The sequence below is a fragment of the Prosthecobacter sp. GW821-HT29F12 genome (assembly GCF_058803405.1).
The window spans coordinates 1,171,439-1,183,597 of record NZ_CM179517.1 but is presented as its reverse complement, the minus strand read 5'-3'; the positions used below and the strand labels follow the sequence as shown (position 1 = coordinate 1,183,597).

Annotated in this window: 11 protein-coding genes; 5 read left to right on the top strand and 6 right to left on the bottom strand. The window is 61.7% G+C overall.

The window, feature by feature from the left end; all coding sequences use genetic code 11:
• Positions 1-20: 20 nt before the first annotated feature.
• The 5 genes from AC3RLQ_RS04910 to AC3RLQ_RS04890 form a co-directional block, all read right to left on the bottom strand.
• On the bottom strand, positions 21-215 hold the full coding sequence (locus tag AC3RLQ_RS04910; RefSeq protein WP_493034889.1) for a hypothetical protein: 195 nt from the start codon (positions 213-215) through the stop codon (positions 21-23).
• Between the two features lie 17 nt (positions 216-232).
• The gene (locus tag AC3RLQ_RS04905) at positions 233-985 is read right to left on the bottom strand and encodes a hypothetical protein (protein WP_493034887.1); all 753 of its coding nucleotides are present in this window, start codon (positions 983-985) and stop codon (positions 233-235) included.
• Positions 986-1,073: 88 nt separating this feature from the next.
• Positions 1,074-1,823, bottom strand: a complete 750-nt coding sequence (locus AC3RLQ_RS04900) for a hypothetical protein (RefSeq protein ID WP_493034885.1) — start codon at positions 1,821-1,823, stop codon at positions 1,074-1,076.
• Between the two features lie 119 nt (positions 1,824-1,942).
• On the bottom strand, positions 1,943-2,200 hold the full coding sequence (locus AC3RLQ_RS04895; RefSeq protein WP_493034883.1) for a hypothetical protein: 258 nt from the start codon (positions 2,198-2,200) through the stop codon (positions 1,943-1,945).
• A 232-nt stretch (positions 2,201-2,432) separates the two neighbouring features.
• Positions 2,433-3,797 carry a hypothetical protein gene (locus AC3RLQ_RS04890; protein ID WP_493034881.1) on the bottom strand — a complete coding sequence of 455 codons (1,365 nt, stop codon included), beginning with the start codon at positions 3,795-3,797 and terminating at the stop codon, positions 2,433-2,435.
• Positions 3,798-4,165: 368 nt separating this feature from the next.
• Here AC3RLQ_RS04890 and AC3RLQ_RS04885 point away from each other — a divergent pair, with 368 nt between their 5' ends.
• On the top strand, positions 4,166-5,728 hold the full coding sequence (locus AC3RLQ_RS04885; RefSeq protein ID WP_493034879.1) for a sialidase family protein: 1,563 nt from the start codon (positions 4,166-4,168) through the stop codon (positions 5,726-5,728).
• Between the two features lie 446 nt (positions 5,729-6,174).
• Here AC3RLQ_RS04885 and AC3RLQ_RS04880 read toward each other — a convergent pair whose 3' ends face one another.
• Complete coding sequence (locus tag AC3RLQ_RS04880; RefSeq protein WP_493034877.1) at positions 6,175-8,127, bottom strand: DUF1549 and DUF1553 domain-containing protein; 1,953 nt, start codon at positions 8,125-8,127, stop codon at positions 6,175-6,177.
• A 201-nt stretch (positions 8,128-8,328) separates the two neighbouring features.
• Here AC3RLQ_RS04880 and nuoF point away from each other — a divergent pair, with 201 nt between their 5' ends.
• The 4 genes from nuoF (at position 8,329) to AC3RLQ_RS04860 (ending at position 11,716) form a co-directional block, all read left to right on the top strand.
• Positions 8,329-9,723: an NADH-quinone oxidoreductase subunit NuoF gene (nuoF, locus tag AC3RLQ_RS04875; RefSeq protein ID WP_493034875.1), complete on the top strand. Its 1,395-nt coding sequence runs from the start codon at positions 8,329-8,331 to the stop codon at positions 9,721-9,723.
• Positions 9,724-10,055: 332 nt separating this feature from the next.
• A complete protein-coding gene (locus AC3RLQ_RS04870) occupies positions 10,056-10,304 on the top strand; it encodes a hypothetical protein (RefSeq protein ID WP_493034873.1) in 249 nt (82 codons plus the stop codon).
• Positions 10,305-10,383: 79 nt separating this feature from the next.
• Positions 10,384-11,007 carry a hypothetical protein gene (locus AC3RLQ_RS04865; RefSeq protein WP_493034871.1) on the top strand — a complete coding sequence of 208 codons (624 nt, stop codon included), beginning with the start codon at positions 10,384-10,386 and terminating at the stop codon, positions 11,005-11,007.
• Positions 11,008-11,131: 124 nt separating this feature from the next.
• Positions 11,132-11,716: a hypothetical protein gene (locus tag AC3RLQ_RS04860; RefSeq protein WP_493034869.1), complete on the top strand. Its 585-nt coding sequence runs from the start codon at positions 11,132-11,134 to the stop codon at positions 11,714-11,716.
• Positions 11,717-12,159: the final 443 nt, after the last annotated feature.

The window sequence follows — 12,159 nt, the reverse complement described above, 5'->3', positions numbered from 1 at the left end:
TGATACCAGACCGGCTTTCCTCACTCTTTTTTCTTCTTCAGCGGCCAACGGGATGCGAAATGAAACAGCGGGAATGTGGCGACGGCCATCATCGCGAAGACCAGGAAGGCACCTTCATCCACGCCAAGCCCAAAGGCCACCAGCCCCACCACGGCCCCGAAAGCGCTGAACCCCAGCAGCAGCTTCCATAGCCAGGTGTTTCGTTGGGAGTTCATCACAAATAATGAGGCGTTCAGCGCTCTGGTGCCACATCTCTTGGGGCTTTGATTCCAGGCTTCGTGCCTGCCTTCGCCTGCTCCTCCATCTTCCCGCGCTCCTGCAGCGCAAAACCCACCGGCAGGTACACGGCCAGCGCGTAGCCACACAGCCAGAAGCAGGTGCGCGCCCAGTACTTCACCGGCTGCCGGCTGCGATACGTCGGCCCCGCATTGTCATCGAGACACCCCGTTTTCAGCGCCTGGATCAAATGGCTCGACATCAGGAAGATCCACAGCGGCGGAAACACCGTCATGAAGCTGAACTCATGGATCACCGCCCCGCAAACCGCCGACACCACCGACACGCCGAACAGCACCCAAAACCACGGCGACCGAAACTGAAACCGAAACTTCCCCACCGGCACCTTAGGCCTCGGCCCGCAGGCCTCCTCCTTGTCCCGCACGATCTTCCACCCCAGCCACCCACCGCCACGGACCTCCCCGCACTTCGGGCACTCCATCTTCAGCCCTTCGGAGCGCTCCAAAGACGCCAGCCCGGGCCGGGAGCAAAACGGGCACAGCAGCGCCAGTTGCCGCCGCATGACCTTCACCCCCAGCACCAGTCCCACCAGCGTATAAAACACAAACAGCCCCATAAAAACCCACTCCACCGGCGACGTGTACCCACACGGCTTCCCCGAATAAATCAGCATGTTCAACAACCCGCCGCCCACCAGCACCCACGGCGCCGTGTGAATCGCATAAAAACAAAACCGGTAGCTCAGCATGCCCCCGAGTGAAACGGATGCGCCGAGTTTTGGCAATGACAGTCTGGGGCGGGGATTGGAACCATCGCCCGGCCTTTACCGTTCCTGTTCAGCGCTGCATTTCCATTCGAGGCCCCACATCGTCCTGCGCTTTAATCAGCTCCCAAAAGCGGCAGCGCAGCCCCCCAGCCTCCGCACCACAGCAGTTCCAATGAGCCACCTTCCTCACCCCCAGCCCACACTTAAACGGAGTGCCTCCATGCACGACCGAGCGGCATCCCAAACATAAATCCTTTCTGAACTCGCCGAAGTGCGCAAAAAAGCCGCCTAAACGCATGACAGCCAGGGCCATGACCTTTTGCTCAGTATACTCCATTCCAGCAGCTGAAACCATCACTCCCCGAGAGCCTGCGGCATCCATCAGCGCTTGGGCGGCTGGAAGCTTCTCCGTGATCCGGAGCTCTGCGGCCACCAGCGCAGCAGGCCTGGCGGCTTCCCCGGGTCCCTTCTTCGCCTCCGCCTCGTCAAACAAATGGAGAGGCCACGACTGCGAAGTCGGCGACCGGTGCGTGTACCACAGCACTGCCCTCGCATATCGGTCACCCTTTTCGAAATCCGGATGCGCCGTAAAACCCACCGCGCCCGGCACCTTGGCAGCAAACTTCGCCACATCATCGATCGTTCGCACCTCTTCGAATCCCTCAATCTCGCTCAGGTCCACCTCCTCATCGAGGCCGCGACCGTATCCGTGATTAGCCAGAAAGTATCTGGGAGGTTTCTCCTGCTTCGCTTCTTCTCCCTCAGATCGTGCCAGCCCCATCACACACACGATCATGAAAAGTAAGCCGAGTCGGTTCATTGGAATTGAGGTTGTTGGATGATTCGCCGCACGATCTGATGAAACACCATTCAGCCACGTCCGGCCATCGGTTGTCATCCTCTCAACTCACCAGCTCCGTCCAGCCTTAGAGTTGTGTTTTAAAATCGACGATTCGATCTTTGCCTCAAGTATCGCACCAGGACATTCAACCCGGCAAAAGCCAGCAGGGCTGTCGCGCCCATCCACGCAGAGCCCGGCATGGCTTTCATGAGGTTCGAAAGCATGGGATCATCCAGCCGCACATCCGGTGCCACCCAGCGCATCAGGGCATAAACCACACCTGCAAGGATGGTGCTCACCCACCACGGAATGCTATAAACCAGCATGTAAGGAATGGATTCTTTGTGGCGTGACATGCGGAAGTTTCCACATTGTCTTTGGTGCTGTCACGCGACATTCCATCACATATAGCGATTCGCAAAAACTCACTCCGTTTAGCGGGCCTTTTTTTGCCAGGTGATCGTGGGCTTCGACGGCGGCTGGCTGAGGACAGCCAGCCCCACCTGCGCTGGGCATGCGCGTGCCCAAAGCGAGGTAGGGCGCTTGGTCCTCCAAGCGCCCCCTAGCTCGCTTGCCTGAAATCCGTCATCAAACTGAAGCAGCCTTCTGCTTCTCGGCCTGCAGCGCGGCTTTATCCGCCGCTAACTGCGCGAGGGCGGCTGCTTGACGGGCTTTCTGTTTGGCTTCGTATTCGGCGAGGGATTTGGCACGGGCTTCGGCGCGGCGGGCTTTGGCTTCTTCTTCGGCGGCGGAGAGTTTTTGGCGCTCGGCGTCCTGGGCGGCTTTGGCGGCGGCGGCTTCGGCGGCGCGTTTTTCTTTTTCGAGGCGGATGGCTTCCTTCTCGGCGAGCTGCTTCGCTTTCAACTCAGCGGCGGCGGCGCGGAGGGCTTCTTTTTCGGCCTCGGCCTGGGCTTTGATGGCGGCTTTCTCGGCTTCGGCCTGCTCCTTGGCGAGGCGTGCGGCTTCCTTGGCGGCTTCTTTCTCGGCGAGTTCACGGGCTTTGGCAGCGGCCTTCTCGGCTTCGGCTTGCTCCTTGGCCAGACGGGCGGCTTCTTTGGCGGCGGCTTTTTCAGCTTCGGCCTGCTCCTTGGCTAAACGTGCGGCTTCTCTGGCCTCTGCAGCGGCGAGCATGGCGGCCAGTTTCTCGGCCTCGGCCTTTTCCTTGGCAGCGGCTTTCTCGGCGGCTTCCTGCTCTTTGGCCAGACGGGCGGCCTCCTTGGCGGCGGCTTTTTCAGCTTCGGCCTGCTCCTTGGCAAGACGTGCGGCTTCCTTCGCGGCCTCGCGCTCGGCCTGCTCTCGGGCCTTGGCCTCGGCCTTCTCAATGGCGGCCTGTTCTTTGGCCAGACGCTCGGCTTCCTTGGCCTCGGCAGCGGCCACGCGTGCGGCCTCCTTTTCAGCCAGTTCCTTCGCCTTGGCTTCCGCAGCGGCGAGCATGGCGGCCAGCTTCTCGGCCTGGGCGCGCTCCTTGGCGGCGATCTTTTCTGCGGCCTCGCGTTCCTTGGCGAGACGCGCCTCCTCCTTCTCGGCCAGCGCACGGGCTTTGGCGGCTTCCTTCTCGGCGAGTTCCTTGGCCTTCACGGCGGCGGCGGCGGCGCGCATGGCTTCGAGCTCCAGGAGGGCCTGCGCCTTGGCGGCAGCGGCGGCTTCTTCCTTGGCGATGCGTGCGGCTTCCTTGGCCTCGATGGCGGCCAGGCGTGCGGCTTCCTTCTCGGCCAGCGCCTGCGCCTTGGCGGCCTCCCGGGCCGCGATATCGGCGGCGACCTTCGACTCCATGGCGGCGGTGAGTGCGGTGGTGAAATCGATCATCTGCTGGCTGAGCTCCGCCGCAGTGGCGGTGAGCGCCGGGGCGGCGTCTTCGAGCACGCGAGGCTGGATTTCGAGCGCCTGAAGTTTCTGCGCGGTGTCAGCAAGAAGGGCGAGGAATTTGGGATCGAGCTTGGTGGTCAGAGTCATTGCGATAGGTCGGAAAAAGGGGCGTGAATCATGGTCAGAGATGGCCGGGTGTAAAGCACAGATGCGGAGCAGTGGGAGTAGGCTGGGGAGGGAGTTTGGAGGCGGTGGGTGGTGCCATGGCCTGGAGCACTCTCGGCAGCAGGACATTTCGAAGTTGAAGGGACGTTCGATTTTTGCCGCAAAGGGGCAGAGAGGCAGAGGGAGCAGAGGAAGGGCGTGCTCAGCCGGAAATGAGGTTTACGAACAACCAAGGCAGACGGGCGGGCTTTCGCCACACGCATCTTACGGGGCTGTTAAATGGGGGCGGAACTGCGTGTCATGGGTGCATGGCTTCTTGACCTCGGCGCTGGCTGCGCAAGCCTGCGGGCATGCGAAAACACCCCCAGCCCCTGCGCATCTCTTTTCTGGCCCTGCTTGCCTCCACCGTCACTGGCTTCGCGGCGGAATATGCCCCGCTTTTCCTGAGTGCGAATCAGCTGTCCATCGCCACGGGCAAGCCTTCGCTGGTGATGATGTCCAGCGGCTCCACGCACATCCCGGTGTGGTCGTTGTCGGGGGGGACGGACGGGCAGTCGGTCAGCGGCGTCGTCACGGGCCTGCCCCAGGACTGCGGCGGCGTGCGGGTGGAGATCACGGTGACGACCACGGACGCGGCCACGAGCCCCGCCTTGGAGGATGTTTACCGTGTGCACCTTTCCCAGATGGTGGAGGGGGCGCCCTTCACGGAGCGGCATCTGCAGGGCGACCCCATTCGCACGGCGCTGCCTGCCGGGCCGCTGCATTCCCGCACGATTGTTTTGGAGTCCTACTACCAGGTGGTACCGGAGGCTCCGCTGTGCATTCGCATTCAGCGCGAACCTGCGGACCCCGCCGACACCTTCACCAGCCCCACCGGTCTGGCGGTGGTCAAGGTGACGCCGCTGAGTGCGCCCCCGGAGGCCCACCTGGTGCAGGAAGCGAAGGGCTACAATTCCTGGCCGATGCTGCAGGCGCTCGGCGACAAGCTGGTCTGCGTGTACAGCCGGGGCTCCGGGCACACCATTGGCGAGGACTCGCGCGCCACCTACGCACGCACCTCCACGGATGGCGGCAAAACGTGGACCGCTGAGACCGTGGTGGCGAACTCCCCCGGCTATGGCGATGTGCCCGTGGGCAAAGGCTTGGATTCCACCGGGGCGATGCTCCTCTGGGTGCGCCGCGTCGGGGCGCAATGGCACCAGGATCTGTACCGCACCACGGATGGGGTGAAGTTTACGCTCGTCACCACGCCGGAGCTGGCGGTGCGCCCGGTGCAGATCACAGATGTGTTTGCAGTGCCCACGGTCGGCCTCATGGCGCTGTGGTTCGCGGGTGATTACGGCGATGCAGGCCCGACGCACTCCTGGGGCATGCTGACGAGCCAGGACGATGGCAAGACCTGGACGCAAACACCCATCGAGTCCGGCCTCACCAAAGATCAGTGGCCCACCGAGCCGTCCGCCGTTTACCTCGGCGATGGCAAGATCTTCGCCATCGGCCGCACCGAATCCAACGACTCCACCTCGGCGCGCTCCCAGTTCCAGATGCTTTCCACGGATCACGGCAAAACGTGGACGCGTGCGCAGACCAACATCACCGATGTGCTCATCTCCACGCCGAGCCTGATCCTGGATGCCAAAACCGGCCTGCTGAGCAACTACCACTTTCAGCGTGGCCGCGCCGGCATCCTGTGGCGTCGTGTGGTGGATCCGAAAAGCGTGATCGCCAATCCGCTCCGCTGGCCCGTGGGCGAAGCGGTGGCCGTGGGCAGCGGCAGCACCATCGACGCCGGCAATGTGAACGCCACCGTGATCGGGGACACGCATTACCTCTCGTTTTACTCCGGGAAGAAACCGGACACAGCGGTGCTGGTGTCAGAGCTGAAGGCGCCGGTGGGCGTGGAGAGGAAGTAGGGAATAGCGCAACCAGAACGGCCCGAGGTGCACCTTTTTGACTCAGGGGCGCTCCCGGAGGGAGAACGGAAATTAGCCGGTGGTGAAGCGAAACCGCGAAGCGGTGCAGCGAGAACCACCGGATCAACCATCCACCTACCCTCGTTCAGGGCCGCATGCCGGAGGTATGCGAGAAGCCTTCATCAACCCAGCGGTCACGAAGAGCCTATGCACAGTTCTCGCATACCTTCGGCATGCATCCATGATGGTGAACATGGGGTTCACAAGATCCGGTGGTTCTCGCTCGCCGAGCCTCGCTTCACCACCGGCTAATATCCATGATCCCTCCGGGATCAGAGGAGATGAACATCGAACTTTGATCGTGATATAGCGTTTTCCGAAACCCGCTTCCTGAAGGCTGACCATGCCGGAAATGAGTGTTGCTGATCTCTACACAATCCCACCGCTTAATCCACAAACAGCATCTCATTCCCTGCCAGCAGGGCTTGCGCGTACTGCGCCCACACGGCGGCATCGTTCTCGCGCCCACTCACAAACGCCTGGGCCACTGACGCCTCATGCGCACTCGGCTTGCGGCCGAAGAGGCGGGCATAGACGTCGTCCACGCGGTGCTCCATCGCCCATTTCCCCAGCACTTCGGACTGCTGCTGCATGAAGGGGGAATTGAGTGCGAAGAGGCCTTGCAGGGGCGTGATCGTCTCGGTGCGCCACGGGTTGTGCGCACCGGGATCGGGCACGTCGTGGATGCGCAGCATGGGGTCCATGTCCTGCCTATCTGACGCACCGTACAGGGAGCGGCGGTGATTACCCGCGTCGCTGATGGATGAGGCGGGGCCGCCGATCTTGAGATCGATCTGCCCGGTGGCGCTGAGGATGGCATCGCGCCAGGATTCCCAGTCGAGGCGACGGCGCAGCATGCGGGCGTAGAGTTTGTTTTCGGGATCGCGCTGCTCGGAGGCGGGGGCGATGCTGCTCTGCTGCCAGGTGGCGGAGTTCAAAATCTCACGGTGCAGCCACTTGAGCGACCAGCCGTGCTCCATGAAGCGACCGGCGAGATCATCGAGCAATTCGGGGTGCGTGGGGGCTTCGCCGAGATTGCCGAACTCGCTGGGGGTATCCACCAAGCCACGACCGAAATGGTGCTTCCACACGCGATTGACAATGACGCGGGCGGTCAGCGGTGCGGCGTCTTCCACGATGGCCTGCGCGAGTTCCAGGCGGCCGCTGCCGGTGGTGAACTTGCGCGGCAGGCCGGTCTTGGAGGGAAACATGGAGAGGAAGCGGCGCGGCACCGCAGCGCCGAGGTCATTCGGATTCCCGCGTTTCATGAGCTCCAGATCACGCGCCATGCCCATCTTGTAGTCGAGCTTGGTGCCGTGCTCCTTTTCCTTGTTCACCACGTAGAGCGCCGCGTCCTCCACGGCATTGGCCATGGGCATGTTGTAGTGCGGGGTGGCGGTCTTGATGGAGGCGATGACGGCTTCGATTTTCTTGGCCTGCTCCGCCATGTCCTTCGGCTTCTTTTTCTTGAGGTCGGCCATCTGCTTTTCCATGGCCGCCACCTCCGCCCGCGCCTTGGCCACGGGCTTCCAGAATTCATCCTTCATGGTGGGCAGTTCGGAGAGCTTCACGGAGGCGAAGACGCCGGCCAGTGCATAATAATCCTGCGCGGAGATGGGGTCGGACTTGTGATCATGGCAGCGGGCGCAGGCCAGCGTGAGGCCGAGGAAGGTGCGGCCGATGGCATCCACATGCTCCTCCCATTCATCCGCGACGGTGGTCTTGATGATCTCCGGCGGGAGCTGCAGCTCCTTGAAATACGTGGGGCTCAGGCCGATGAAGCCCAGCGCCACGCGATCCTGCGGGCCGCACTCGGGCAGGAAATCCGTGGCAAGCTGACGCAGCACGAAGCGGTCATAGGGCATGTCCTCGTTCAGCGCCTGCACCACCCAGTCGCGGTAGAGGTAGGAGTATTTGGTGGAGTCCAGCCAGTCGGGGGTTTGATCCGTGTAGCGCGCCAGATCCAGCCAGTGGCGTGCCCAGCGCTCGCCGTAGTGGGGGCTGCGCAGGGTTTCATCCACGGTGCGGCTCCAGTCGGCGGAGGCCTGCTCGGCGGGTGGCAAACCGGTGAGATCAAAGGCCAGCCTGCGCTGCAGCACGCGCTCGTCCGCCCGTGGGGCTGGCTTCATGCCTGCGGCCTCCATTTTGGCGAGAATGAAGTAATCGATGCGCGTCCGGGGCCATGCGGCGTCTTTCACCTGCGGCAGCGGGCCGCGCTTCAGCGGCGCAAAGGACCACGGCACCGGCTTGGGCCCCTCATCCTTTTTGGCGATGGCCATGCCCGCCGCTCCGAGGAGCAGGAGGGTCAGACAGAGGGAACTGGGGGTGGAAAGGCGCACCTGCAAAGTACAACGTGGGAGACGGGAAGCTTTCCAGAAAATAGGTCTTATGGGCCCTATACGACCTATTTGGAAGTACCCGCAGGCTGGGGCATTCGTCATTCGGATTTCGTCATTCGTCATTCCCCCTCCCCCGTCCGCTTGTGAAATTTTTCACAAATCCCAGTTGCCCACCTTATTCACACTCGGATACTGCGAACCATGGCCTCCCCCGTCCAGTATCTTCCCGGAAAAGAACCCCATGCGCGTGAAAAGCGCCTGATCTTCAAGAACATCGACCGCGCCGGTTACAATCCGTCCATCGAGTGTTACCTGGAGAATGGCGGGTATGAGCAGCTCAAAAAGGCGTTCAAGATGGAGCGCAGCGCCATCACCAACGAGGTCAAAGCCAGCGGTCTGCGCGGCCGTGGGGGGGCAGGCTTCCCGACCGGCGTGAAGTGGGGCTTCATCCCGCCGACGAACACGAAGCCGGTCTACCTCATCTGCAACGCGGACGAATCCGAACCCGGCACCTTCAAGGACCGCTACATCATGCACCAGGATCCGCATCAGCTGATCGAAGGCATGACGATCGCCTGTTTCGCCGTGGGCGCCAAGCTCTCCTACATCTACGTGCGCGAAGAATTCCCCTACGCGGCGAAGATCCTCGAAAAGGCCATCGCAGAGGCGCACGAAAAAGGCTTCCTCGGCAAGAACATCCTCGGCACCGGATTCGACTGCGAGATCTACGTGCATCGCGGTGCAGGCGCGTACATCTGCGGTGAAGAGACCGGCCTCATCGAATCCCTCGAAGGCAAGCGCCCCTACCCGCGCATCAAGCCCCCGTATTTCCCTGCGGCGCTCGGCCTCTACATGAGCCCGACCATCGTGAACAACGTGGAATCCCTCTGCCACGTGAAGCACATCATCGAGATGGGCGGCGCGGAGTACGCCAAGCTCGGCACGCCGAACAACACCGGCACCCGCATCCTCTGCGTGAGCGGCGATGTGCAGAAGCCCGGCTACTACGAAGTCGAAGTCGGCAAGGTCACCATGGGCGAAGTCATCGACGTGCTCTGCGGTGGTCTCAAACCCGGTCGCAAACTGAAGGCCATCATCCCTGGCGGCAGCTCCTCCAAAGTGCTGCGCGCCGATGAAAAATTCAAGCTCAAGGACGGCCGCGAACTCGGCATCATGGACATCCCCATGGACTTCGACACCATGGCCCAGTGCGGCACCATGGCCGGCTCCGGCGGCGTCATCATCATGGACGACAGCCGCAGCATGACCTGGGTCATCAACAATCTGAACGCCTTCTACGCGCACGAGTCCTGCGGCCAGTGCACCCCCTGCCGCGAAGGCAGCCTGTGGATGAAGAAGATCAGCGACCGCATCGTGGCCGGCGACGCCAGCCCCGATGACGTGGACACCCTCGAAACCGTGGCGAATCAGATCGAAGGCAAGACCATCTGCGCCTTCGGCGAAGCCGCCTCCTGGCCCACCCAGAGCTTCATCAAGAAATTCCGCGACGAACTCAAAGCCGACTGCAAACCTGATTTGACGGGCAAGATCGTCAATGAAGAGACGCTGGTGGCCGCTGCGGGCTTGGTGGGGTGAGTTCGTTCAGCGAGAAGCTGTGGAGCTTCTGACGGCGGATGGTGAATATTCAGGTCTTTGGGAAGTGGGCGGCGGCTCATTAATGGTCGGCTATGCCCCTCACCCAGCCTCTCCCCGAAGAATGCTAGGAGCTGCGAGGCCATGGGCGGGGAGAGGGGATTCGCGCTGGGACGCTTTCACGCTCAATCGGAGTCGCAACGCGTCCCCCTCTCCCCGTCGAGGGCGTGATTGGTGTTATGTTACTTCGGGGAGAGGCTGGGTGAGGGGCGTTGCAAAGCTTCGTTGCACTTCTGCTTGGTTCCCTTCGCACGGACTGGAAATTCGATGACGCCATGGTGCAAAAGATCGACATGCCTTGGAGCATCGCCACACCGAACAAAGACGGCTGGGGCTCCCTCTACTACATCCTCTGCGACTTCAACAACGACGGCAAAGTCCCCAATCCCGAACTCATGACTGTGCCGCCGAAGCCCGGCGCAACGCAGAAGGAACTCTCCACCCGCATCGCCATCTTCTCCGCCGGGCCTGATGGAGATCCTGCGACGTGGGAGGATAATATGCCTCCTGGGTTTACGAGGTAGCACGTGCCCCTAAAACAACGGGACGCCAGCTTTGATTCAATGCTCGACAGCGCAGGTTATGGTGAAATATAACTGCGCCATGCGCAAATCTACCACACCCTGCCATGAAGCGCGCGATTCGAAAAAGAACGACTGCCGCAGGTGCGTGGTCATGCTCGGCCTCATGCTGGTGGCTTTGCCGGGGCTGACCTCGTGCATGAAATTCATCTACGGAACGACGGCATCGTCCACGGCAGTGGCCATCAAACACCTGCAGATCGGCATCACCGCGTTTGAAATGGATTCCGCGCACTTTCCCATCCCGAAATCCGCCTGGCATGGTCCCGATGTTTCGCTCCGCACGCGCGGCCTCATTGTGCCGGCGCTTCTGGGGCAGAACGCCACGCTCAATCCCAAAGACATCAAATTCATCGAATTCCCCAACGCCGTGGCTCACAAAAACGGTCTCTGGCAAGACGGCGCGGAGTGGGTGATCAGCGATCTTTGGGGCGAGCCCTACTACATCGTCCTCGACACGAACGGCGACGGCAGCCTCGCCAACCCCGAGTTTGGCGCGGATCAGTCGGACGCCGAATACGCGAAGCGATGCCGGATTCTTCCGCCGCCTGCGACGCTGCCTGTTAAGGTGCTCATCTACTCCTCCGGCCCAGATCGCGATCCCAAGACGTGGAAGGACAATGAGTGCTCGTGGCAAGCACACTGAGCATTCCGTCACTCCACTTTAGAGTCCCCCGCATTGAGTCGATCCTCGCATTAAGTGCAGTGGAGATGTCGGCCATCCATTCAGAACTCGACAGAGGACTGCCCCCTCAGGTAAAAACAAAGCCATGAGCCAATCCACCACGCGCCACCATGATCCGCTCAATCTCAAGAAAAACGGCTGCGTTAGAAACCTCGTCATCCTGGGAGTCACCGCCGGGGGCCTCATGCTCTGGGGCATCCATTACGTCACCCAAAACGCGCACAAACTGCCCCTGCCACAAATCGTCATCAAAGACATCCGAATGGCGCTTTCGTCCTATGAATTGGACTACGGGCACTATCCCATCCCGGAAGCTGACTGGCACGGTCCCGATGTCTCCATTCGCACCCGGGGGCCGATGCTGACGGCGCTCAACGGAAGCAATGCCACCCTCAATCCCACAACGATCAAATTCATCGACTTCCCCGCCGCCAAGGACCGCAAATTCGGCCTCTGGCAGGACGGCGGTGAATGGGTGCTCAGCGATCCTTGGGGCGAGCCTTACTACATCACTCTCGACACCAACAAGGACGGCAAGGTCGCCAATCCCGAGCCAAGGGGGGAGAACATACCGGCCATGTTTGCCACAGAGATCATCCTCTACTCCTCCGGCCCGGACCGAGATCCCAAGACGTGGGAGGACAATGTGTGCTCGTGGCGGACGCGCTGAGCATTCTCACTCCATCCGCCTTATCACCCGCACCGAATCGTTTTTCGCGGTCGACGCCGCCGTGCCGTGGGCTTGATGCTGCCACGCATCGCGAGGCCCATGTGTGGTGCCTTTCACCGCCTTGTGGACGGCGCACCTTTGTTGATCGCCCGCGACGCCATAGACCCGAAATCACGGACGCGACAGCAGCGCGTCCCTACCCTCCGCGCAGGACACCCAGGGCTGGTAAGGACGCGTTTGTGCGCGTCCGTGGAATCCTTCTTCCCAGCCGCCGGTGAGCCCTGCCGCTCACACCCTTTCCAAAAACGCTCGTCTGGCAACGCTTGCGCAAACTTGTCCGTTTCGGATTCAGTTTGAAAGGGCCGTAGGATTCGGAACTCGACACATGAGGAGCAACCCGCAAGAATGTCGAAAATAGAAAACGCGCTGAGCCCATGGCTCAC